Here is a 22,542-nt window from a genome sequence, read left to right as displayed (position 1 = left end):
CGCCCGATGCGTATCCGCGACGACCGCGCGCACGACGAGCCGGAGATCAACCTGGTCCCGCTGATCGACGTGATCCTGGTGCTGATCATCTTCTTCGTGATCACCACGACCTTCGATGCGCGCTCGACCCTGCAGCTGCAGCTGCCGTCGGCCTCGCAGCAGCCGGCCGACGCGCCGGCCAAGGCGCTGAACATCCTCATCAACGCCGAGGGCCGCTACTTCGTCGGCGACAGCGAGGTGCTGCGCACCGACGCCGACGCGCTCAAGCAGGCCATCGCCCAGTCCGCCGGCAAGGACCACACGCGCCCCGTGCTGCTGCGCGCCGACGCGCGCACGCCGCACCAGGCGGTGGTGACCGCACTGGACGCGCTGGCCCAGCTGGGCTTCAAGCGCATCTCGATCGCCACCGCCCCCGAACAGGAGCCGCGCCGGTGAGCGCGGCCGTCCCCGGATCGGCCTGGCAGACCTACCGCCGGCTGCTGACCTTCGCCAGGCCGTATCGCGGCCTGCTGCTGCTGGCGTTCGTGGCCGCGCTGGTCGAGGCGGCCGGGACGGGCGCCTTCACCCGGCTGATGGAGCCCATCACCAACCGCACCTTCCTCAACCAGGGGCCGCCGCAGGCGCTGTGGGTGATGCCGGCGCTGATCCTGGTGATCTTCCTGGTGCGCGGCGTGGCCGGCTACATCACCGACATGTCGATGGGGCGCGCGGCGCGCAGCATCGCCCGCGACCTGCGGGTCAAGGTGCTCGGCAAGTACCTGTCCCTGCCGGGCGCGCGTTTCGATGCCGAGCCCGTCCCCTCGATGCTGATACGGCTGGGATCCGATTCGGACCAGGTCGCGCAGGCGGCGGTCGACGCGCTCAAGACCATGATCCAGCAGGCGCTGCAGGCCATCGTGCTGCTGATCGTGATGCTGGGCGCCAGCTGGCAGGTGACCCTGTCCATCCTGGTGCTGGTGCCGCCGCTGGCGTTCGTGATGAACAAGGTCGCCAAGCGCTACCGCCGGGTCAGCCACCGCATCCAGGAGAGCGGGGCGCAGCTGCTGCAGGCCGCCGACCAGACCTTGTCCAACCATCAGGAGGTCAAGGTCTACGGCGCACAGCAGTCCGAGCTGGAGCGCTATCACGCGCTCGCCGACCACAACCTGCGCCTGGCGATGAAGGTCGAGTCCACCCGCGGCATCTCCACCGCCACGGTGCAGATGATGGGCGCCATCGGCCTGGCGGCGCTGCTGCTGATCGCCGGCCACGAGGCCGCCGCCGGCCGGCTCAGCGCGGGCGGTTTCTTCAGTCTGCTGCTGGCCATGGCCGGCATCATCCCGGCCCTGAAGAACCTCACCAACGTGCAGAACGTCCTGCAGCGGGGCGTGGCCTCGGCCGAGCGCCTGTTCTCGGTGCTCGATGCACCGGACGAGGTCGACGCCGGCACCCGTCCGCTGGTGCGCGCGCAGGGCACGATCGAGTTCCGCGACGTCACCGCGCGCTATCCGGGCCAGCTGCGGCCGGCGCTGGAGCACATCAGCTTCATCGCGCGCCCCGGCACGGTCACGGCCATCGTCGGCCGCTCGGGCAGCGGCAAGTCCAGCCTGATCAAGCTGATCCCGCGCTTCTACGACGTCGAGTCCGGCCAGATCCTGATCGACGGCGCGCCGGTGCAGGACTACCGCCTGGCCGACCTGCGCCGCCAGATCGCACTGGTCGGCCAGCAGGTGATGCTGTTCGACGGCACCGTCGAGGCCAACGTGGCCTATGGCGAGATGCGCTCGGCCGAGCCGCAGGCGCTGGACAAGGCGCTGCGCGACGCGCACGCGATGGAGTTCGTCGAACAGCTCGAGCACGGCAAGGACACCGCGATCGGGGTCAAGGGCGGCAAGCTCTCCGGCGGCCAGCGCCAGCGCCTGGCGATCGCCCGGGCGATGCTGAAGGATGCGCCGATCCTGATCCTGGACGAGGCCACCGCCGCGCTGGACAACGAGTCCGAACGCCTGGTGCAGGATGCGCTGACCCAGCTGATGCCCCACCGCACCACGCTGGTCATCGCCCATCGCCTGTCCACCATCGAGCACGCCGACCAGGTGCTGGTGCTCGACCACGGCCGTCTGGTGGAGCAGGGCACCCACGCCGAACTGCTGGCGCGCGGCGGCCTGTACGCGCAACTGCACGGCGCCCAGTTCCGCGAGGCCGAATGAGCGCCTCGCGCGGCGCGCCGAAGTACTGGTTCGACGGCGCACCGGTGCCGCTGCTGCCGCGCCTGCTCGAACCGGTCTTCCGCGGCGCGCTGCGCCTGCGCGCCACCCTCTACCGCATCGGCCTGCTGCGCCGCCGGCGCGTGCCGGTGCCGGTGGTGGTGGTGGGCAACCTGACCGTCGGCGGCACCGGCAAGACGCCGCTGACCATCGCCCTGGTCCAGCGCCTGCGCGAGGCGGGCTGGACGCCGGGCGTGGCCAGCCGTGGCTACGGCCGCCAGGACCCGGGCAAGCCGCGCTGGGTCGAGGCGGACACCACGCCGGCCGAAGGCGGCGACGAGCCGGTGCTGATCGCGCGCCGCACCGGCGCCAAGGTGCGCGTGGACCGCGACCGCGTCGCCGCCGCGCGCGCGCTGGCGGCGGCCGGCTGCGACATCGTGGTCTGCGACGACGGCCTGCAGCACATCCGCCTGCGCCGCGATGTGGAGATCGAGGTCATCGACGGCCGCCGCCGCTACGGCAACGGCCGCGTGCTGCCGGCCGGGCCGCTGCGCGAGCCGGCCGAGCGCAGCGCCCAGGTCGATTTCCGCGTGGTCAACGGCGGCAGCGCCGGCTTCGGCGAATGGGCGATGACGCTGCGCTCAGGCCTGGCCCTGCCGCTGGCCGGCGGGAAGCCGACCACGCTGGCGGCCTTCGGCGGCCATCGCGTGCACGCCGTGGCGGGCATCGGCCACCCCGGCCGCTTCTTCGACCTGCTGCGCGGCTACGGCATCGGCGTAGTGCCGCATGCCTTCGACGATCACCACGCCTACAGCGCAGACGATCTGCGCTTCGGCAGCGAGCTGCCGGTGCTGATGACCGAGAAGGACGCGGTCAAGTGCGCCGCCTTCGCCGGGCCGTGGGCCTACAGCGTGCCGGTCGAGGCCGAGCTGCCCGAGGCGTTCTGGGTGGCGGTGCTGGGCCGCGTCGCGGCGCTGCGGACGTTGGGGCCGTTGGGCCACAAGGGCTGAACGCCCGTGGCCGCGCGGTCCTCGGGTCGGCCGGGCCGGCGCGGGGCAGCGGCTAGAATGGCCTCATCTCCCCACCCCCACGCCCGGCAGGGTGCGCCCCCGACCGGGCGCGCTCGAAAGACCTTCGCATGACCGACCTGCAAGAACCCTTCGTCGTCGCCATTCCCGCCCGCCATGACGCCACGCGTCTGCCCGGCAAGCCGCTGCGCCTGCTCGGCGGCCAGCCGCTGGTGCTGCACGTGGCGCAGCGCGCGCTGGCCGCCGGCGCGCGCGAGGTGTGGGTGGCCACCGACGACGAGCGCGTGGCGCGCGCGCTGGACGGCAGCGGCGTGCAGGTGGCGATGACCGCCGCCAGCCATGCCTCGGGCAGCGACCGCCTGGCCGAATGCGCCGGTATCGCCGGCTGGGACGATCGGACCCTGGTGGTCAACCTGCAGGGCGATGAGCCCTTCGCTCCGCCATCCGGCATCCGCGCCGTGGCCGCCGCGCTGTCGGCCAGCGGCCACCCGATGGCGACCCTGGCCACGCCGATCGACGAGGCCGAGCAGGTGTTCGACACGAACGCGGTCAAGGTGGTGCTGGCCGACAACGGCGATGCGCTGTACTTCAGCCGCGCGCCGCTGCCCTGGCACCGCGATGGCTTCGCCCGCAGCCGCCAGGTGCTGGCCGACGCGCCGGCGCCGTTCCTGCGCCATATCGGCATCTATGCCTACCGCGCCGGCTTCCTGCGCACCTTCGCCGCGCTGCCGCCAGGCCGGCTGGAGCGCACCGAATCGCTGGAGCAGCTGCGCGCCCTGGAGGCCGGCTTCCGCATCGCCGTGGCGCTGACGCCCGAGGCCTTCCCGCCGGGCGTGGACACTCCCGAAGACCTGGCGCGCGCCCAGCGCCATCTGGACGGCATGCGGTGAGGCCTGGCCGTGCGCCGCCGCTCCCGCGCGTGAAGCGCGCCGGCGCGCACGGCTTGAAGCCGGCCGCCTGCGGCATCATTCAGTATTCATGAATCCCGTCCACGCTCCCGACTTCCCGCACGGTCTGCTGTGGCTCAACGCCGCGCCGACCGCGCTGCAGTCGCTGCGTGGCAGTGCGGTGGCGCTGGCCTTCGTCGACCCGGCCTCGAGCTGGTGCCTGCAGCGGCTGGCCGACCTGGCGCTGCTGCAGCGCCGCTTCGGCGCGCGCCTGCAGGTGCGGGTGATCGCCGTGCCGCGTTTCGACGTGCACCGCGATCCGCAGGCCGCGCTCAAGCGCCTGCGCCGCTTCGGGGTCAGTTTCCCGATCGCGCACGATCTGGACTGGCACGCCTGGCAGCGCTTCGGCATCGAGGCCTGGCCGACCGTCGTGCTGATCGACGCGCAGGGCATGGTGGTCGACCACATCGTCGGCACGCCCGGCGTCGGCGCGCTGGAGAATCAGCTCACCGCGCTGTGCGAGCCGCTGGACGAGCCCCTGGTCGACACGCGTCCGGTCGAGACCCATCCCGAGCCTCGCCTGCCGCTGTGTTTCCCCACCGGCCTTGCGGTCAATGCCGAGCGCCTGTACGTGGCCGACACCGGCCATCACCAGATCGTCGAATGCACCCACGCCGGGCGTGTGATGCGGCGCTTCGGCAACGGCAACGCCGACGCGCTGGACGGCGACATGGAGATCGCCAGCTTCCGCAGCCCCACCCACGTGGCACTGCTGCGCAACGAGCTCTACGTGGCCGACACCGGCAACCACCTGATCCGCCGCATCCACCTGGGTACCGGCGCGGTGCAGACCCTGCTGGGCACGGGCAAGGCCGGGGTGCCGGCCGAGGGCCCGATCCACGCGCCCGGCGATGTCGCGCTGGCCTCGCCGGCTGGGCTGGTGGCGACCAACAGCCATCTGCACTTCGCCCTGTCCGGCGACAACCGGGTATGGAGCTGGGACCTGGGCAACCGCATGCTCGAATGCCGCGCCGGCTCGGGCCAGCTGGGGCAGCGCGACGGCGCCGGCATCCTGGCCAGCTTCGCCCAGCCGACCGGCCTGGCGCTGGTGCAGCAGGCGCTGTACGTGTGCGACACGCTGGGCGCCTCGCTGCGCGCGGTGCAGCTGGGCGGCGATTTCGCCAAGACGCTGGTGGGCGGGCAGGGGCCGTGGGAATTCGGCGATGCCGACGGCCAGCGCCAGCAGGCGCGCCTGCAGGCGCCGGAGGACGTGACGCTGGATCCCGACGCGCCGGTGCTGTGGATCGCCGACACCGGCAACGGCCGCATCCGCAGCCTGCGCCTGGGCGGCGGCGCGGTGACCTCGCTGGACCTGGGGCGGCGCCTGGCGCAGCCGGCCGGCCTGGCCGCCTTTGGCGGCAAGCTGTGGATCGCCGAGACCGACGCGCACGCGGTGCTGTGCGTGGACCTGGCCAGCGGCGCCGTCTCGCAGGTGCCGATCGAAGCATGAGCCGTCGCAGTCCCCCGGGCCAGCCGTTCGACGGCAAGGCCTTCGCCGCTTCGTTGAGCACCGCGCCGGGCGTGTACCGCATGTACGCGGCCGACGACACGCTACTGTACGTGGGCAAGGCGCGCGCGCTGCGCAACCGCGTGGGCAGCTATTTCAACAACGCGCCGCGCAACCCGCGCACCCTGGCAATGATCTCGCAGATCGCGCGCATGGACGTCACGGTCACCCGCACCGAGGCCGAGGCGCTGCTGCTGGAAAACCAGCTGATCAAGTCGCTCAGCCCGCGCTACAACGTGGCGCTGCGCGACGACAAGAGCTATCCCTACGTCCTGCTGACCAGCGAGGAATTCCCGCGCATCGCCTTCCATCGCGGCCCGCGCGCGATCGCCGGGCGCTATTTCGGCCCCTACGCCAGCGCCGGCGCGGTGCGCGACACGCTGAACCTGATGCAGAAGCTGTTCCGCATCCGCAACTGCGAGGACAGCGTCTTCCGCAACCGCACCCGGCCGTGCCTGCAGTACCAGATCGGCCGCTGCACCGCGCCGTGCGTGGAGCTGGTCGGCCAGGCCGAGTACGACCAGTCGGTGCATCGCGCCAGCTTGTTCCTGGGCGGGCGCAGCGATGAGCTGTCCGACGAGCTGACCGCCGAGATGGAGCGCGCCGCCGAGAAGCTGGACTTCGAGGAGGCCGCGCGCCTGCGCGACCTGCTCAAGCGCCTGCGCGGCATGCAGTCGCGCCAGTACGTGGACGGCCACGCCGCCGACCTGGATGCGCTGGCCTGCGCGATGCAGGGCAGCACCGCCTGCGTGCTGCTGCTGGCCTTCCGCGACGGCCGCAACCTGGGCACGCGCGCCTTCTATCCGCGCACCAACGGCGAGGAGAGCGCCGAGGAAGTGCTGGCCGCCTTCGTCTCGCAGTACTACGCCGAGCAGGTGCCGCCGCGCGAGCTGCTGCTGGACCGCGAGATCCCCGACGCCGAGCTGATCGAGGCGGCGCTGTCCAGCGCGGCCGGCCGCAAGGTCCAGCTGAAGTGGAGCGTGCGCGGCGAGCGCGCCGGCTACCTCGACCTGGCCCGGCGCAACGCGCAGATCACCCTGGCCACCGAGATGACCAGCCGCAACGCCCAGGCCGCGCGCAGCCAGGCGCTGGCCGAGTTGCTGGGCCTGGCCGAGCCGGCCCAGCGCATCGAGTGCTTCGACATCAGCCACACCATGGGCGAGGCGACGGTGGCCTCGTGCGTGGTGTTCGACGAGAAGGGCGCGGTGCGCTCGCAGTACCGGCGCTTCAATATCAGCGGCATCGAGCCGGGCGACGACTACGCGGCCATGCGCCAGGCGATCGAGCGTCGCTTCCGGCGCGCGATGGAGGAGGGCGAGGAAGCGCGTTTGCGAGCCACTGGCTCGCGCGCTGACGAGCGCCCTCGTGCCCGGCACGAGGGCCGGGATCTCGATCTGCCCATATTCCCCGACGTGCTGCTGATCGACGGCGGCGCCGGCCAGCTGCGCCAGGCGCGCGAGGTCCTGGCCGACCTGGGCGTGGACGGCGTGGCCCTGGTCGGTGTGGCCAAGGGCGTGGAACGCCGCGCCGGGCACGAGACCCTGATCCTGGACGACGGCCGCGAGGTCAGCCCCGGCGCGGCCTCGCCGGCGCTGCAGCTGATCCAGCAGGTGCGCGACGAGGCGCACCGCTTCGCCGTCACCGGCCACCGCGGCAAGCGCCAGAAGGCGCGCACCACCAGCAAGCTGGAGGACATCGCCGGCATCGGCCCGCGTCGGCGCGCCAGTCTGCTCAAGCATTTCGGCGGCCTGTCCGGGCTCAAGGCCGCCGGCGTGGAGGAGATCGCGCGCGTGGAAGGGGTCAATCACGCGCTGGCCCAGCGCATCTACGCTAACCTGCACGGGTTGCCGGAACCGGCGGCGCCCCCAACGCCCGGCCCAGATCGCCCATGAAGTTGACCGTTCCCACTTGGCTGACCCTGCTGCGGATCGTGCTGATCCCGGTGCTGGTGGTGGTCTTCTACCTGCCGTACGCGTGGACCAGCGTGGCCGCCGCGGCGGTGTTCGTGATCGCCGCGGTCACCGACTGGCTGGATGGCTGGATCGCGCGGCGCTGGCACCAGTATTCAGCTTTCGGCGCGTTCCTGGATCCGGTCGCCGACAAGCTGATGGTGGCCGTGGCGCTGTTCCTGATCGTGCAGGGTCATCCCACGCCGTGGATGGCGTTCTGGGCCGCGGTCATCGTCGGCCGCGAGATCGCCGTGTCGGCTCTGCGCGAGTGGATGGCCGAGATCGGCCAGCGCGGCAAGGTCAAGGTCGCCTGGATCGGCAAGGTCAAGACCACCGTGCAGATGATCGCGCTGGGCTGCCTGCTGTACTCGGTGCGCCCGGCCGGCCATTCGCTGAGCGATGTGTGGATGAGCGTGCCCGTGTTCCACATCGGCGACTGGCTGCTGGCCGTGGCCGCGCTGCTGACCCTGTACTCGGGCTACCAGTATCTGCGCGCCGCCTGGCCGAGCCTGCGCGAAGATGAGCAGGCAGCCGTTGACACGCGCAAGAAAGGCACTACAATTTCGCCTCTCTCGCGGGATTAGCTCAGTTGGTAGAGCACGACCTTGCCAAGGTCGGGGTCGAGAGTTCGAGTCTCTTATCCCGCTCCAAGTTTCAAGGCGCAGTTGAAGTGGAGTTGCTTCAACGGCGTTGACGAAACCCCGGCCCATCGGGGTTTTGTTTTGTCGGAAGGCTCTTGCGGCCAACCGCGCGTCACCGGCCTGGTGGCAGAGTGGTTATGCAGCGGACTGCAAATCCGTGCACGCCGGTTCGATTCCGACCCAGGCCTCCACAACTCGAAGAAGCGAAGGTAAACTTTCGCTTTACGTAACACAAAACGCGGGATTAGCTCAGTTGGTAGAGCACGACCTTGCCAAGGTCGGGGTCGAGAGTTCGAGTCTCTTATCCCGCTCCAATTTTCACTAGCGTTTCGCGCTAGTTTGAACGGCCCTACGGGGCCGTTCTTGTTTTCCGGGATCGGCTCACGCCGGGCGAACTGGTCCGGGCATCCCGGACATCGGTGGAAAGCCTCCCGCGCGCCACCTTTCCCAACGCGGCGTCGCTCCATGGCGACGCATCGAGCCGCACGACCTGCTCGTCCGGCGTCAATCGGCCCGCACGAGCGTCCAGATCGCGATCTGCCTGGGCTCGGCCAGCAGCGCGTCCAATGCGGCGTGCCACGCCTGTCGGTAGGGCCGGTGCAGCTGGACGTTGAGGACATCGTCGCGATCGGTCCAGGTCTCGTGGAGCTGGAAGACGTGCGGCCGCTCCGGATCGACGTGCAGCGCGGCGCGCACGAAGCTCGTCTCATGGCGCATCGCATCCAGCACAGGACCCAGCAGGGCGAGGAAGCGCGCCACCTGGTCCACCTTGACGTGGAAGGTGATGACGTAGGTTTCGGGCGCCGACCGCGGCGCCTGGGCGACAGGCGCGCTCATGGGCTGGCCCGCCGGGCGATGTCGCCGGCAAGCCGCGGTGCGTGCGTCACCATCACCCCGTGCGCCACGCCTTCGTAGACGACCAGTTCCGCGCCGGGGATCGTCGCGGCGTAGACCCGGCCGCTGCTGTCCAGCGGCGCGGACACGTCGCGGTCGCCATGCAGCACGGCGACCGGCAGGTCGAGCGCGGCGGCTTCCGCCGACAGGTCGCTCAGGGCGATCGTGCGCTGGAACGCGACGACGGCGCGACGCGAGCAGTCCAGCACCATGCTCGCCATCCACGCGTTGATGCGCTCCGGCGTGCCGGGGGCGAAGGGCGCGAGGTTGGCGTCGATCCAGGCCGACAGGTCGAAGGCGAGCTGCGCGCACAGCGCATCCACCATGACGGGTGTGACGCCATCGGTGCCGATGACCCGCGGACCCGTGGCGCCGACCAGGATCAGCCTGGCGATGCGCGCGCGGCCGTGGCGCGACAGGTAACGGATCGCTTCGCCGCCCGCCCCGGAGTGCGCGACCAGCGTGACCCCGGTCAGGTCGAGCGCCTCCAGCACGGCGGCGGGATCGTCGGCGAGGTCGTCGTAGTCGTAGCCCGGCCGATCCGTCGATCGCCCATGGCCATTGCGGTCGTAGGCGATGGTGCGCAGGCCGGCGGCGTTGAGATGCAGCATGACCTCGCCCCAGATCCGTCCATCCATCGCCCAGCCCGCCAGCAGGACCACGGGCGCTCCCTCGCCCCAGTCGCGGACGAACAGCGCGTGGCCGTCGCCGCGCGGGATGAAGGCCGCGCTCATGCGACCTCCCGGTCGAGAAAGCCGATCACCTCGGCGATACGGCCATCCGGCGCGATGCGGACCACGTCGGTCCCGCCGGCCACCGGCGCCCCGTGCGGCGCCGCCAACGTCCAGGAGAAGCGCACGAACGGGCCATGCGCATCGGGCATGCCGCGAAGGGCGAAGGCGCACCCGGGGAACTGCGCGCGCGCGGCGGCGATCATGGCGGCGATGCCGCCGTGGCCTTCACCTGCCATCATCGGATCGGTGTAGCGGGCATCGGCGGTCCAGCCTTCCGCCAGGCGACGATCGCGCGCTGCGGCGTCGGCTTCGTTCCACAAGGCGAGATAGGCGCGGGCCAGGGTGTTGGGGTCAGTCATCCTCGTTCTCCTCATCGTCGATGCGCCGAGGATGCCCAGGCCGCACAGAGCCTGCGATTACCCCGCAGGTAATGGCAGCGCTGCCGCCTTTCGCTAGGATGCGGCCATGGCCACAGACGCGATCACCGTTGGCGACTTGCTGCGCGAGTGGCGGGCCCGGCGTCGGCTGAGCCAGCTCGATCTGGCCGGCGAGGCGCAGGTGTCGACGCGCCATCTGAGCTTTGTCGAAAGCGGGCGCGCGGCGCCCAGCCGCGAACTGCTGCTGCGCCTGGCCGAACCGCTGGCGATGCCGCTCAGGGAGCGCAACCGCCTGTTGCTCGCGGCGGGGTATGCGCCGATCCATGGCGAACGCGCGCTCGAGGCGCCCGACATGGCGGCCGCGCTGGCCGCGGTCGAAGCCGTGCTAAACGCGCACGCGCCATTCCCGGCGCTGGCGGTGGACCGCCACTGGAACCTGGTGCGCGCCAACGAGGCGGCGGCCGCGCTGTTGGACGGCGTCGATCCGGCGCTTCTGGCGCCCCCCATCAACGTGCTGCGCGCGACGCTGCATCCGAAAGGGCTCGCGCCCAGCATCGTCAACCTGGCGCAATGGCGGCACCATCTGCTGGCGCGGCTGCGCCTGGACATCGCGCATTCGGCCGATCCGGCGCTCGACGCACTCCATGCCGAACTCAGCGGCTTCCCGTGTCCGGAAGGTGAGCGCGCTGCGCAGTCCGTCGCGCGCATCGCGGTGCCGCTCGCGATCCGCAGCGGACCAGGCGGGGGCGTGCTGTCGTTCCTGTCCACCACGACCGTGTTCGGCACCGCGATCGACGTGACCCTGGCGGAGCTGACGCTGGAATGCTTCTATCCGGCCGACGAACAGACCCGGCGCGCGCTGCTCACCGGCTCAGGTCCGTGATCGATCGGGTGACATGGCCCTGATCGTCGAGAAAATCGATCGTGGCGCGGCCGTCCGCCGCGACCTTCAGCTCCAGACGCTTGCGGCCGTCGGTGTCGCGCAGCGCCAGCACCGACGCCTTGTCCGAGGTCCGACCGAGAAACGCGCGCGGCGCGACGACCGCACCGGCGGCGCGGATGGCGGCTTCGCGTTCGGCGCTGGGGGGCTGGCGCATCAAGCGGGCGACGGTCGGGAAATCGACCGGCTGGTCCGGGCGGTCGTTGATCGCCAGGCCCGCCTGCCGGTCCTCGCCGTCCTCGCTGCTGCTCAGCGCCACGGTCTGGTCCTGGCGCCAGCGGTCGAAGGACAGTGCGCCGAGATTGGTCGGCTTGCCGTCCTTCAGTGCGCCGGAGAACACCAGCCCGCCGTTCTCCGTGCCTTCGTCGTTGTAGAAGATCATGCCTGCCTGGGGACGGTCCGGATGCGGCGTCTCGTGGCCGGCGACGATGATGCCCGGCATCCGGTCGCGCGAAGCGATCGTCATGCGCAGGGTGCCGTCGGGCTCGCGGATATTGATGCGCTGCACATCGATCGTCTCGAACCTCGTGCCCGTCGGGCTGGCATTGGCACCGAACATCATCCAGACCATGGCGACAGTCATGACCGCCGCATAGGCCCCGACCGCGCGCGAGGCATCAATCTTCATGACCTGCTCTCCTGATATCGGCGCCGCTCGACACAGGCGGCGAGGGCGATGCGAATTGAATCACCTTAGACCCCCGTGCCGCCATCCGGCTTGCGCCGGGAACGCCTATCCCTGAACACGTAGAGGAGCGATGGAGATGTGGTTCATGCTTGCCGCACTGCTTGCCGCCATGCCTGGTCCGCCGCCCAAGGCCGTGATGCCGAAGGGCGAGATCGAACAGATCACGCTTGCGCCGATGTTTCGCTATCGGTTCATGTGTTCCGAGCATCCCGTTGGCGAGCTGGACTACGCCGGTGATGCGCTCGGCACCGATTGCCTGGTCTTCGGCGGCATGGACGGGGACAGCGGCTTCGCCAGGCTCTATCGACGCGATGGACATGCCAATGCGGACTGGTACGGCTGGCATGCCGAGGTGCTGGCGCCGGTCGACGGCGTCATCGCGTTCGTCTACGACAATCCCCGGGTCAACACGCCCGGCACGCTGGGGCCGCCTCCGGCGGGCACCGTCCGCATCCGCACCCCGGACGGGGCGATCGTGACGATGGGGCACCTGGCCGAGCTGCGGGTGCACGTCGGCGAGACGGTCGAGGCAGGTCATGTGCTGGGCCTCGATGGCAACAACGGCAATGCGCGCGCGCCGCATATCCATGTCGGCGCGTATCGCGAGGCGGACAATGCGCCGCTCCAGATCCGCTGGGATCTGCGGGCTTTGGCCAGGACCCAGCCGTTCCGCGAGCCGGGCGACTGAGGCGATGCAAGGTTCGGTGCGGGAGACGACCGCCGGCCCGGCCGGCAGACGACAGGGCCTGTTCGTTCGTGGCGCCCGCGCGCGGCGTCGAACCGCGTGCGGAGGAGGCGTGCTTTTTGCTAGCCTGCGCACACCGCTCCATCCATGCCCGGATGGCGAAACTGGTAGACGCATCGGACTTAAAATCCGCCGGGAGCAATCCCTTGCCGGTTCGATTCCGGCTCCGGGCACCAAGTGGCATGCAAAGGTGGAAAGCCCCGAGAGATCGGGGCTTTGTCGTTTGAGCGCGCGTCGCGAAGGCGATCTCATGCGGTGCAGGCCTGCTCGAGCTTCATGCGGCGTGTCTTCGCTGTCTCATGATCCGATGTTGACGATCGGAGGGCTAGGTTGGCTTGTGTTCCTGGCATCTGGAGCGCCCCGATGAGCGCGATGCGCCCGTGCTGCCGCCGTATCGCGCGAGCGGCGCCGAGCAACCGCCGGAAAAGGACGGAAACGCGAGCGTCGAGACGGGTTCGGCTCACTGCGAGCGGCCAGGGCACTTGGCCCGGTGTGCAAGGAAACTGGGTTCCGTCTTCCGCGGGTGAGGAACTCATCCTCGCAACCCGAATCCGGTGGCTGCGCCAATTCCGAGACGGACGTTAGGAGAACGCGATGAGCATGAAAACCAGGTTCAACGCCATGGCCAAGAAGGCGGCCTACGCCGCGGGCACGCCCTGGGCCTTCGGGACTGCGGCGCTGGCGGTGGTGCTCTGGGGCTGTAGCGGTCCGGTGTTCGGGTTCAACGACACCTGGCAACTGGTCATCAATACCAGCACCACGATCATCACCTTTCTGATGGTGTTCCTGATCCAGCACACCCAGAACGCCGATACGGCGGCGATGCAGATCAAGATCGACGAGCTGATCAATGCGACGCGCGGCGCGAACAACGCCCTGCTGGACCTTGAGGAGCTCGACGAGCAGGCGCTGGAAGAGCTGCGCAAGAAGTACGAGGAGTTGGCCAGAGAGGCGCGGGATCGAATGGGTCGGACCCGCTCCGATACGACCTGAGCGTCGATGTCTCTTTGAGTGCCGATAGCGCCTTGACCGGTACGGGTGCGGCGCAATTTTCGCGGCGCTGTTAAAAGCAGCTCAGTATTTCCACCACGTTCCCGCGCCAATCCGTAACGCGCCCGGGTCCAGGGTGGATTCGACCTGCCCCGATGCGCACGATGCCGAACTGGCGTCGTCGACCTCCGGCCTGACCGCGTTCGATACAAGCCGAGATCAGGGACGCGCAAAGGCGCGCTGGGCAATTCCGCACCGACCGGCGCTCGTTCTGCGCCCTGCATCAGGAGTGACGCCATGATATCCCGCACAGCCGACGACAAGCCCCACACCGATCTGAAGAACCCGGACGCCAAGCACGACGAGGCGCTGGAGGAAACCTTTCCGGCAAGCGACCCGATCTCGCCCTTCGTGCCGGCGGTGAGAGACGAGGGCAACAAGGAACATCGCGACGTCTCCAATGCGCACAGCGACCATGCCAAGGGCCACACGCCGGACAAGGTGCTCAACGACGAAGAGGCGCTGCGCAAGCACCACGACAAGCCGGACGACCCCAAGCAGTCTCCGGTCGACCCCGAGCATGACTATTCCGACCCCAGCGGGCAGCGTGACTGACCGCGTCTGGTCGAGCCGCCCGATCAAGGGCGGTTGTTGTAACGCTCCGGCGCGATCGCGCCGGGGCGAGGGGAACCCCACCGCCGACCAAAGTCCTCCCGCGGTGCCGAGCGCCACTGCATGTGAAGCGCACACCATCTCGCGCTAGTCTTCTGACGGACCTGTCACCCCGTGACGCGCACGAACACGTGGTTTGAACATCGGCATCACGCGCCGTGGCCGGGGATCGGGCGAGGCTAGGGGTCAGCTTCGATTGTCGAACGGGCGGCCACGCCGTCCGTCTCGCGTCCGCCATCCCACCCAGCTGGAAGGAACAGCCAGGCATGAATCCCTCATTCGACGTGAAACTCACGCGCCGCGATCTGCTGATCACCGGCGCCGTCTCGACGGCCGGCGCCGCCTCGGCCAGTCTGCCGTCCACCGCGCAGGCGATGGCCGCGCCGGCCGCGCCGGAGAAGATCAGCAAGCAGCGGGTCGCCTTCGAGGTCAACGGCAAGCCGGTCACGCTCGAAGTCGATACGCGCACCACGCTGCTGGACGCGCTGCGCGAGCATCTCAAGCTGACCGGCACCAAGAAGGGCTGCGACCACGGCCAGTGCGGCGCCTGCACGGCGCTGGTGGACGGGCGCCGCCTCAATACCTGCCTGAGCTTCGCCGTGATGCACGAGGGCAGCAAGGTCACCACCATCGAAGGCCTGGGCCAGCCGGGCAACCTGCATCCGATGCAGGCGGCCTTCGTCAAGCACGATGGTTACCAATGCGGTTACTGCACGCCGGGGCAGATCTGCTCGGCAGTGGCGGTGCTGGACGAGATCAAGCAGGGCGTGCCCAGCCATGTCACCGGCGATCTTGAGGCCAGGCCCCAGTTCACGGTCGACGAGGTGCGCGAGCGCATGAGCGGCAACATCTGCCGCTGCGGTGCGTATTCCAACATCGTCGAGGCGATGAGCGACGTGGCGGGAGAGCGCGCATGAAGGCCTTTTCCTACGAGCGTGCGGGATCGCCCAAGGACGCCGCCGCCGCGCTGCTGAAGACGCCCAACGCCAAGTTCATCGCCGGCGGCACCAACCTGATCGACCTGATGAAGCTGCAGATCGAGACGCCCACCCACCTGGTGGACGTCAACGGCGTCGGGCTGGACCGCATCGAGGCCACCGACGAGGGCGGCCTGCGCATCGGCGCGCTGGTGCGCAATACGGACCTGGCCGCCGACAAGGTCGTGCGTCGCGACTATCCACTGCTGTCGCGCGCCCTGGTGTCCGGCGCCTCGGGCCAGCTGCGCAACAAGGCGACCACGGCCGGCAACCTGCTGCAGCGCACGCGCTGCCCGTACTTCTACGACACCGCCCAGGCCTGCAACAAGCGCATGCCCGGCAGCGGCTGCGCGGCGATCGAGGGCTTCAACCGGACCCTCGCCGTCGTCGGCGCCAGCCCGGCCTGCATCGCCACCCACCCCAGCGACATGGCCGTGGCCATGCGCGCGCTGGACGCGGCGGTGGAGACCACCAACGCCGAGGGCAAGACCCGGCGCATTCCGCTGGACCTGCTGTATCGCGCGCCCGGCACCACACCGCATCTGGAAACCACGCTGGAGCGCGGCGAGTTCATCACCGCCGTGAGCCTGCCCAAGCCGGTCGGCGGCACGCAGGTCTATCACAAGGTGCGCGACCGCGCGTCCTACGCCTTCGCGCTGGTGTCGGTGGCGGCGATCGTGCAGCGCGACGGAAGCGGTGCGGTGGCGCTGGGCGGCGTGGCGCACAAGCCCTGGCGCAAGCCGGAGGCCGACGCGGCCATGCCGCAGGGGGCCAAGGCCGTGGTCGATCAGCTGCTGGCCGGTGCCAAGACATCCGAACACAACGCCTTCAAGCTGCCGCTGGTCGAGCGGGCACTGGGCGCGATCCTGGCCGAAGCGAGGGCCTGAGCATGAAATTCGATACCCCGGCCACCACCAATCCGATCGACCAGGGCAAAGTCGTCGGCCGCGCCCAGGACCGCATCGACGGACCGCTCAAGACCACCGGCACCGCGCCCTATGCCTATGAGCATCATGACGTGGCGCCCGGCCAGGTCTATGGATACCCGGTGTGCGCCACCATCGCCAAGGGCCGCATCCGCTCGATCGACACCGATGCGGCCAAGGCCGCACCCGGCGTGCTCGGCATCGTCACCGCGGCCAATGCCGGCAAGCTGGGCAAGGGCAAGATGAACACCGCGCACCTGCTCGGCGGCCCGGAGATCCAGCACTACCACCAGGCGGTCGCGCTGGTGGTCGCCGAGACTTTCGAGCAGGCGCGCGCCGCCGCGCACCTGATCAAGGTCGACTACACCCGCAGCGATGGCGCCTTCGACCTGGCCAAGGCCAAGGGCCAGGCGAAGATGCCGAGCGATTCGCAGGACAACAAGGACACCGCGCACGGCGACTTCGCCGGCGCCTTCGCCAGCGCGCCGGTCAAGCTGGACGCCACCTACACCACGCCCGACCACAGCCACGCGATGATGGAGCCGCACGCGTCCATCGCGCAGTGGGAAGGCGATCAGCTGACGCTGTGGACATCCAACCAGATGATCGCCTGGAGCGTCGGCGACGTGGCACTGACCCTAGGTATCCCGAAGGAGAAGGTGCGCCTGGTGTCGCCGTACATCGGCGGCGGTTTCGGCGGGAAGCTGTTCGTGCGCTCCGATGCCGTACTGGCGGCGCTGGGCGCCAAGGCGGTGGGGCGGCCGGTCAAGGTGACCCTGCCGCGGCCGCTGATCATCAACAACACCACCCATCGCCCGGCCACGCTGCAGCGCATCCGCCTGGGCGCCACGCGCGAGGGCAAGATCACCGCGTTCGGCCACGAGAGCTGGTCGGGCGATCTGGAAGGCGGCCAGCCGGAGACCGCCGTCTCGCAGAGCCAGCTGCTCTACGCGGGCGAGAACCGCATGACCGCCATGCGCCTGGCCGTGCTCGACCTGCCCGAAGGCAACGCCATGCGCGCCCCGGGCGAGGCCTCGGGGATGATGGCGCTGGAAGTGGCCATGGACGAGCTGGCCGAGAAGCTGGCGATGGACCCGGTCGAACTGCGCGTGCGCAACGACACCCAGGTCGATCCCAACCATCCCGAGCGTCCGTTCTCGCAGCGGCACATGGTCGAATGCCTGCGCACCGGTGCGGAGAAGTTCGGCTGGAGCAAGCGCAGCGCCAAGCCCGGCACCCGCCGCGAGGGGCGCTGGCTGATCGGTATGGGCATGGCCACCGCCTTCCGCAACAACCTCAACATGAAGTCCGCCGCGCGCGTGCGCCTGGGCGCCGACGGCGTGGTCACGGTGCAGACCGACATGACCGACATCGGCACCGGCACCTACACCATCCTCGCCCAGACCGCCGCGGAGATGATGGGCGTGCCGCTGGAGCGGGTGAAGGTGGAGCTGGGCGATTCGTCCTTCCCGGTCTCGGCCGGCTCGGGCGGGCAGTGGGGCGCCAACAGCTCCACCGCCGGCGTGTACGCGGCCTGCGTCAAGCTGCGCGAGGCCGTGGCCGGCAAGTTCGGCATGGACGTGGATAGCGTCCGCTTCGAGGACGGCATGGTCGTGGCCGGCGGCCAGCGCAAGAAGCTCGCCGACGCGGCGGCCGATGGCGAACTTGTGGCCGAGGACAAGATGGAATACGGCGATCTGGCCAAGAAGTACCAGCAGTCCACCTTCGGCGGCCACTTCGTCGAAGTCGCGGTGGACAGCGCCACCGCCGAGATCCGCATCCGCCGCATGCTGGCGGTGTGTTCGGCCGGCCGCATCCTCAACCCCAAGTCCGCGCGCAGCCAGGTGATCGGCGCGATGACCATGGGTGCCGGCGCGGCGCTGATGGAGGAGCTGGTGGTGGACAAGCGGCTGGGCTTCTTCGTCAACCACGACCTGGCCGGCTACGAGGTGCCGGTGCATGCCGACATCCCGCACCAGGAAGTGATCTTCCTGGAGGAGACCGACCCGATCGTCTCGCCGATGAAGGCCAAGGGCGTGGGCGAGCTGGGCATCTGCGGCGTGGCCGCGGCGATCGCCAACGCGGTCTACAACGCCACCGGCGTGCGCGTGCGCGACTACCCGGTGACGCTGGACAAGCTGCTCAAGGAGATGCCAGCGCTGACAGCCTGAGCGTCGTGGCCGGGTCGGGCGTTGTCTCGCATCGACCCCCGCCTCGTCGTTCGGTGGAAGCCACGCTTCCGATCACATCGCGACCTGCGTGTAGAGCGGAGCTTGCTCCGCTGCATTTCGGCCGGATCGTAGAGAAGGTCCAGCGGAGCAAGCTTCGCTTCATTTCGGTCGGATCAATGGGAAGGCCTAGCGGAGCAAGCTCCGCTGCGTCTCGGCCGGATCGTCGGGAAGGCCTAGCGGAGCAAGCTCCGCTCTACAGGGTGGGGTCGCTTTAGGCCAAAAAAAGCCACCGGGCGGCTCGCGCGGGCTTGGGTCGGCATTCCGCGAGGACTTGTCGCACTTGGCAGCGCCGCGAACGATGCTGTCCGGCGCGCTGCCACACCCGTCCGGACCGATGCCCCTCTGAGGCAGAGAACCGCTCACTCGCCGCAATCCCCTGCCCGGGAGAGGAACCAAAAAAACGGTTTGACCGATCCGGGAAGTGCCATTACTATTTGCGCCCCGATCGGCCCCAAGGGCTCGCATCGAGGGCGGTTAGCTCAGCGGTAGAGCATTGCCTTCACACGGCAAGGGTCGCAGGTTCGATCCCTGCACCGCCCACCAAGTCTCACGAAAAAGCCGGCTTCGCGCCGGCTTTTTCGTGTCCATTGCGCGAAGCCGGCGCAACAGCTGCGCCGGCCCGCCACCTGTCGCCTCAGCTCAGCACTTCCTCCAGGATGCGCTTGCCGTCGTGGCGCGCATCGTGCTCGGCGTCCTGCTCCTGCTCGGCCTGCGCCTTCATCAGCGGGCAGTGCGCGCTCATGTAGTCGATCTCCAGGTTGAGGCGTTCGAGCAGGAAGTCGACGAAGGCGCGCACCTTGGGCGACTGCACGTGGCCGCGCGGGAAGACCGCGTTGAGCTCGTACTCGCCACCCGTCCAGCCGGCCAGCACGCGCTGGACCAGACCATGCTCGACGAAGGGCTTGACCATCACGTCGGCCGAAAGCAGCAGACCCTCGCCGCACAGCAGCGCGCCCTTGAGCGCCGACGGATCGTTGGCCACCAGGATCGGATTGATCGCGAACTCCCGCGCGCCGTTGCCATCGTTCAGCGACCAGCTGTAGCTGTGGCCCTGGCGGTGCTTGGTCATGGCGAAGGTGCGGTGGTACTGCAGATCGTCCGGGTGCAGCGGCTCGCCATGCCGGGCGATGTAGCTGTTGGCGGCGAACACCTGCGTGTACAGCACGCCCAGCTTGCGTGCGATCAGGTTGGAGTCGGGCAGGTTGCCCAGGCGCAAGGCCACATCGACCTCTCCACCGATCAGGTCCATCGGCTCGTTGCTCAGCAGCATCTCTACCCGCACCTCCGGATGGCGCGCATGGAATTCGCCCAGCAGCGGGGCGATCTTGTCGATGCCGATGGAGTAGGGCGCGGTGACGCGCAGCCAGCCGCGCGGGCCGGCATGCAGCTGGCCGACGGCGCTCTCGGCCTCGGCCAGTTCGCGCGCGATGCGCTGGCAGTGTTCGTAGTAGACGTTGCCGGCTTCGGTCAGGCCGAGCTTGCGCGTGGTGCGGTGCAGGAGCTGCGCGCCCAGGCGCGTTTCCAGCTCCTGGACCTTGCGGCTGACCGTGGTCTTGGGCAGCCGCAGTGCGCTGGCGGCGCCGACGAAGCTGCCCTTCTCGACCACCTTGACGAAGATCAGGGTGTCGTTGAGATCGTGGGACATTGGAGTCCTCCTTGGCGGGGGAAGAGGGATTGGACCGGGAGCGGGATGATTATTCCCCTAAATCTGGACTAATCAAGTCCTGCATGCAGGCCTAAGGTGGCGACCTGTCCTGATCACCTGGCCCACCGCCATGTCCCTGCTGACCCGCCTGCGCCGCTTCCTGGCCCCCGAGAACCGCCGGAAAATGGAGATTTCACCGGTCTCTACCTTACTGCGCGCCCGCCAGGACGCGGGTTTCCGCGACTTTGCCCAGAGCCGCCGCAATCAGCTGGGTGCGGCCCGGGTCTCCGGTCGGCTGGGTCGCGATTTCGGGATTATCCCGATGGCGGGAGGAAAACTCCCATGAGTGGGATGATCAAGCCCGGCACCCCGTTGGCCGCCTCGCTGGTGCTAGGCGCCGATGGCGCGGCCGGTGCCGGCGTGGTCGCCGCGCTGATCGAGGCCGGCAGCCCGGTCGTGGCGGTGGGCGCCCCGGGCGAGATGATGGACGCGCTGGCCCAGGCCCATGGCGAGGAGCCCGGCCTGCACCTGCTGCGTCAGCCGCTGCCGCTGGACGAGGCGGCCGCCGCCGCGCTGGCGGAGCAGGTGCGAGCCCATGGCGTGCGCCTGCATGCCGTGTTCGCGCATCTGTTCGCCCCCTCGACCAGCGGGCGCCTGCTGGATCAGCCCGCCGCCCGCCTGGAGCAGCGCCTGTCGCACGACGTGGTCGCGCACCTGGCGCTGGCGCGCCATCTGCTGCCGCTGCTGCAGGACCAGGACGGCACGCGCCACTACGTGATCCTGGGCGGGCCGGCCACCGAATGCGGCTGGGCCGGACACGGCCACGCCTCGGTCGGCTCGGCCGCCCTGCACATGCTGGCCAAGGTGCTGCACGAGGAAGCCGTCCCGCTGGGCGTGCGCGTGCAGCTGCTGGCCGTGGCCCACCCGCTGTCCACGCCGAAGAACCGCGCCCATGCCTGCGCCGGCTGGCCCGATGCGCTGAGCGTGGGCCGCAGGGCGGTCGAACTGCTGCGCCCGGCCGCTTCCGGCCGCGTGCGCGCCGTCGTGCCCTTCGATGCGGCGTGGGTGCCACCGCCGGTACGCACCCTGTTCGACGCGCTGCCCAGCGCGCCCACCGTCTCTTCGCTTGACCTCAACCGTGGTTGAGGTCGCAACCTCGCCGCGCCTTTTCGTTTTCCCCACAAAGAGTCTTCGTCATGAATCCTTCCCGCACCGACTCCTTCTTCCGCGCTCGTCGCCTGTCCTCCTTCGCGCTGCTGGCCTTGTCGGTGGCGGTGATCGCCGGCTGCAACAGCAACGCCGCCGAGACCGCCGCCCCGCCGCCGCCCGCGGTGAGCGTCGCCCCGGTGCTGATCAAGCCCATCCGCCAGTGGGACGAATTCAGCGGCCGCATCGAAGCGGTGCAGACCGTGCAGCTGCGTCCGCGCGTGTCGGGCTACATCGAGTCGGTCAACTACCGCGAGGGCGATGAGGTCAAGGCGGGCACGGTGCTGTTCACCATCGACGCGCGCAGCTACCGCGCCGCGCTGGCCCAGGCCCAGGCCCAGCTGGCCCGCGCGCGCAGCGCCGCCAGCCAGGCCACCGGCGAGGCCGATCGTGCCCGCAAGCTGGCCGATCAGCAGGCCATGTCCACCGAGCTGTACGAACAGCGCCGCGCCACGTCCAACGAGGCCGCCGCCGAGGTGCAGGCCGCGCAGGCCGCGGTGGACGCCGCGCGCCTGGACCTGGAATGGACCAAGGTGCGCGCGCCCATCGACGGCCGCGCCGGCCGTGCGCTGGTCACCGCCGGCAACCTGGTCGGCGCCGGCGATGCGGCCAGCGTGCTGACCACGGTGGTGTCCGACCAGGTGCAGGTGCACTTCGACGCGGACGAGACCACCTTCCTGCGCTATGCCGAACTGGCGCGCAAGGGCCAGCGGCCCAGCGGCCGCGAGGGCGGCCTGCCGGTGCAGGTGGCGCTGGTCGGCGAGGACGGCTATCCGCACGCCGGACAGGTGGACTTCGTCGACAACCAGCTCTCGCCCGGCACCGGCACCATCCGTGTGCGTGCGCTGATGGACAACGCCGACCGCAGCCTGGTGCCCGGCCTGTACGCGCGCGTGCGCCTGCCGGGCAGCGGCGAGTTCAAGGCGATGCTGGTCGACGATGCGGCCATCCTCACCGACCAGGACCGCAAGTACGTCTATGTGGTCGATGCGCAGGGCAAGGCGCAGCGCCGCGACGTGCAGCTCGGCCGCCTGGCCGACGGGCTGCGCATCGTCAACGGCGGTCTGCAGGCCGGCGACAAGGTCGTGGTCGAGGGCGTGCAGAAGATCTTCATGCCCGGCATGCCGGTGCAGGCCAAGACGGTGGCGATGCAGCCGCCGGCGGCCAAGCCGGCCGAGCAGCGCACCACCGCGATGAACTAGCGCGGCCGGGTGGAGGTGGGAGCCGCCATGGCGGCTCCCACCTCCACCCCACAGGCA

General features: G+C 69.8%; 22 protein-coding genes and 5 tRNA genes. 22 read left to right on the top strand and 5 right to left on the bottom strand.

Translation table 11 applies throughout. The features are described from left to right. Window positions 1–6 precede the first annotated feature (6 nt). The 10 genes from ACFJIT_RS08370 to ACFJIT_RS08325 all read left to right on the top strand — a co-directional run bounded on the left by ACFJIT_RS08370 (window position 7) and on the right by ACFJIT_RS08325 (window position 8,572). The gene (locus ACFJIT_RS08370) at window positions 7–435 is read left to right on the top strand and encodes a biopolymer transporter ExbD (protein ID WP_130519550.1); all 429 of its coding nucleotides are present in this window, start codon (window positions 7–9) and stop codon (window positions 433–435) included. Continuing rightward, complete coding sequence (gene msbA / locus ACFJIT_RS08365) at window positions 432–2,189, top strand: lipid A export permease/ATP-binding protein MsbA (protein ID WP_130534024.1); 1,758 nt, start codon at window positions 432–434, stop codon at window positions 2,187–2,189. The genes ACFJIT_RS08370 and msbA overlap by 4 nt, the downstream gene beginning before the upstream one ends. Further along, entirely contained in the window at window positions 2,186–3,196 is a 1,011-nt protein-coding gene (gene lpxK / locus ACFJIT_RS08360) for a tetraacyldisaccharide 4'-kinase (protein WP_130534023.1), read from the top strand. Before msbA ends, lpxK begins: the two co-directional genes overlap by 4 nt. Before the next feature lie 128 nt (window positions 3,197–3,324). Further along, window positions 3,325–4,104, top strand: a complete 780-nt coding sequence (gene kdsB, locus ACFJIT_RS08355; protein ID WP_337052285.1) for a 3-deoxy-manno-octulosonate cytidylyltransferase — start codon at window positions 3,325–3,327, stop codon at window positions 4,102–4,104. An 88-nt stretch (window positions 4,105–4,192) separates the two neighbouring features. Continuing rightward, on the top strand, window positions 4,193–5,611 hold the full coding sequence (locus ACFJIT_RS08350; protein WP_337052286.1) for a hypothetical protein: 1,419 nt from the start codon (window positions 4,193–4,195) through the stop codon (window positions 5,609–5,611). Next, entirely contained in the window at window positions 5,608–7,560 is a 1,953-nt protein-coding gene (gene uvrC, locus ACFJIT_RS08345; RefSeq protein WP_337052287.1) for an excinuclease ABC subunit UvrC, read from the top strand. Before ACFJIT_RS08350 ends, uvrC begins: the two co-directional genes overlap by 4 nt. Then, window positions 7,557–8,201: a CDP-diacylglycerol--glycerol-3-phosphate 3-phosphatidyltransferase gene (gene pgsA / locus ACFJIT_RS08340; protein ID WP_130519560.1), complete on the top strand. Its 645-nt coding sequence runs from the start codon at window positions 7,557–7,559 to the stop codon at window positions 8,199–8,201. The genes uvrC and pgsA overlap by 4 nt, the downstream gene beginning before the upstream one ends. Further along, a tRNA-Gly gene (locus ACFJIT_RS08335) sits at window positions 8,192–8,267 on the top strand. Before pgsA ends, ACFJIT_RS08335 begins: the two co-directional genes overlap by 10 nt. A gap of 108 nt (window positions 8,268–8,375) precedes the next feature. Then, window positions 8,376–8,449 (top strand) — tRNA-Cys (locus ACFJIT_RS08330). A 47-nt stretch (window positions 8,450–8,496) separates the two neighbouring features. Next, window positions 8,497–8,572 (top strand) — tRNA-Gly (locus ACFJIT_RS08325). 190 nt (window positions 8,573–8,762) lie between these two features. Here the strand turns inward: ACFJIT_RS08325 and ACFJIT_RS08320 are convergent. Genes ACFJIT_RS08320 through ACFJIT_RS08310 form a run of 3 tightly spaced genes read right to left on the bottom strand, consistent with a single transcriptional unit; the run spans window position 8,763 to window position 10,245 of the window. Next, window positions 8,763–9,095 carry a putative quinol monooxygenase gene (locus ACFJIT_RS08320; protein WP_131660624.1) on the bottom strand — a complete coding sequence of 111 codons (333 nt, stop codon included), beginning with the start codon at window positions 9,093–9,095 and terminating at the stop codon, window positions 8,763–8,765. Continuing rightward, window positions 9,092–9,886: an alpha/beta hydrolase gene (locus ACFJIT_RS08315; RefSeq protein WP_337052288.1), complete on the bottom strand. Its 795-nt coding sequence runs from the start codon at window positions 9,884–9,886 to the stop codon at window positions 9,092–9,094. Before ACFJIT_RS08315 ends, ACFJIT_RS08320 begins: the two co-directional genes overlap by 4 nt. Continuing rightward, entirely contained in the window at window positions 9,883–10,245 is a 363-nt protein-coding gene (locus ACFJIT_RS08310) for a nuclear transport factor 2 family protein (protein ID WP_337052289.1), read from the bottom strand. Before ACFJIT_RS08310 ends, ACFJIT_RS08315 begins: the two co-directional genes overlap by 4 nt. A gap of 106 nt (window positions 10,246–10,351) precedes the next feature. On the opposite strand from ACFJIT_RS08310, the gene ACFJIT_RS08305 reads away from it, so the two are divergent. After that, window positions 10,352–11,146 carry a helix-turn-helix transcriptional regulator gene (locus ACFJIT_RS08305; protein ID WP_337052290.1) on the top strand — a complete coding sequence of 265 codons (795 nt, stop codon included), beginning with the start codon at window positions 10,352–10,354 and terminating at the stop codon, window positions 11,144–11,146. Here the strand turns inward: ACFJIT_RS08305 and ACFJIT_RS08300 are convergent. Next, window positions 11,127–11,831 (bottom strand): hypothetical protein, encoded by a 705-nt coding sequence (locus tag ACFJIT_RS08300; protein ID WP_337052291.1) that lies wholly within the window; start codon window positions 11,829–11,831, stop codon window positions 11,127–11,129. The genes ACFJIT_RS08305 and ACFJIT_RS08300 overlap by 20 nt on opposite strands. Window positions 11,832–11,961: 130 nt before the next feature. Here ACFJIT_RS08300 and ACFJIT_RS08295 point away from each other — a divergent pair, with 130 nt between their 5' ends. The 8 genes from ACFJIT_RS08295 to ACFJIT_RS08260 all read left to right on the top strand — a co-directional run bounded on the left by ACFJIT_RS08295 (window position 11,962) and on the right by ACFJIT_RS08260 (window position 18,975). Further along, entirely contained in the window at window positions 11,962–12,579 is a 618-nt protein-coding gene (locus ACFJIT_RS08295; protein WP_337052292.1) for a M23 family metallopeptidase, read from the top strand. A 146-nt stretch (window positions 12,580–12,725) separates the two neighbouring features. Beyond that, window positions 12,726–12,812, top strand: a tRNA-Leu gene (locus tag ACFJIT_RS08290). A gap of 418 nt (window positions 12,813–13,230) precedes the next feature. Further along, on the top strand, window positions 13,231–13,629 hold the full coding sequence (locus tag ACFJIT_RS08285) for a low affinity iron permease family protein (RefSeq protein WP_130519573.1): 399 nt from the start codon (window positions 13,231–13,233) through the stop codon (window positions 13,627–13,629). 294 nt (window positions 13,630–13,923) lie between these two features. Beyond that, window positions 13,924–14,241, top strand: coding sequence for a hypothetical protein (locus ACFJIT_RS08280; protein WP_235873287.1), 318 nt, complete (start codon window positions 13,924–13,926; stop codon window positions 14,239–14,241). Window positions 14,242–14,564: 323 nt separating this feature from the next. Then, window positions 14,565–15,215 (top strand): aldehyde dehydrogenase iron-sulfur subunit PaoA, encoded by a 651-nt coding sequence (gene paoA, locus ACFJIT_RS08275; protein ID WP_379655571.1) that lies wholly within the window; start codon window positions 14,565–14,567, stop codon window positions 15,213–15,215. Beyond that, complete coding sequence (locus ACFJIT_RS08270) at window positions 15,212–16,162, top strand: FAD binding domain-containing protein (protein WP_379655570.1); 951 nt, start codon at window positions 15,212–15,214, stop codon at window positions 16,160–16,162. The genes paoA and ACFJIT_RS08270 overlap by 4 nt, the downstream gene beginning before the upstream one ends. A gap of 2 nt (window positions 16,163–16,164) precedes the next feature. Further along, on the top strand, window positions 16,165–18,372 hold the full coding sequence (gene paoC, locus ACFJIT_RS08265; protein ID WP_379655569.1) for an aldehyde oxidoreductase molybdenum-binding subunit PaoC: 2,208 nt from the start codon (window positions 16,165–16,167) through the stop codon (window positions 18,370–18,372). 528 nt (window positions 18,373–18,900) lie between these two features. After that, window positions 18,901–18,975, top strand: a tRNA-Val gene (locus ACFJIT_RS08260). 91 nt (window positions 18,976–19,066) lie between these two features. On the opposite strand, the gene ACFJIT_RS08255 is transcribed toward ACFJIT_RS08260, so the two are convergent. Further along, on the bottom strand, window positions 19,067–20,077 hold the full coding sequence (locus ACFJIT_RS08255) for a LysR family transcriptional regulator (protein WP_130519581.1): 1,011 nt from the start codon (window positions 20,075–20,077) through the stop codon (window positions 19,067–19,069). A gap of 130 nt (window positions 20,078–20,207) precedes the next feature. Here ACFJIT_RS08255 and ACFJIT_RS08250 point away from each other — a divergent pair, with 130 nt between their 5' ends. Genes ACFJIT_RS08250 through ACFJIT_RS08240 form a run of 3 tightly spaced genes read left to right on the top strand, consistent with a single transcriptional unit; the run spans window position 20,208 to window position 22,485 of the window. Then, on the top strand, window positions 20,208–20,423 hold the full coding sequence (locus ACFJIT_RS08250) for a hypothetical protein (protein WP_379655568.1): 216 nt from the start codon (window positions 20,208–20,210) through the stop codon (window positions 20,421–20,423). Further along, the gene (locus tag ACFJIT_RS08245) at window positions 20,420–21,223 is read left to right on the top strand and encodes an SDR family oxidoreductase (RefSeq protein WP_379655567.1); all 804 of its coding nucleotides are present in this window, start codon (window positions 20,420–20,422) and stop codon (window positions 21,221–21,223) included. Before ACFJIT_RS08250 ends, ACFJIT_RS08245 begins: the two co-directional genes overlap by 4 nt. A gap of 50 nt (window positions 21,224–21,273) precedes the next feature. Then, window positions 21,274–22,485, top strand: a complete 1,212-nt coding sequence (locus tag ACFJIT_RS08240) for an efflux RND transporter periplasmic adaptor subunit (protein WP_130533994.1) — start codon at window positions 21,274–21,276, stop codon at window positions 22,483–22,485. Window positions 22,486–22,542: the final 57 nt, after the last annotated feature.

This window comes from Pseudoxanthomonas sp. UC19_8 (assembly GCF_042700505.1).
In the GTDB taxonomy this organism is placed as follows: domain Bacteria; phylum Pseudomonadota; class Gammaproteobacteria; order Xanthomonadales; family Xanthomonadaceae; genus Pseudoxanthomonas_A; species Pseudoxanthomonas_A winnipegensis.
The sequence above is the reverse complement of the archived record's forward strand: the minus strand, read 5'-3'. Positions and strand labels throughout refer to the sequence as shown.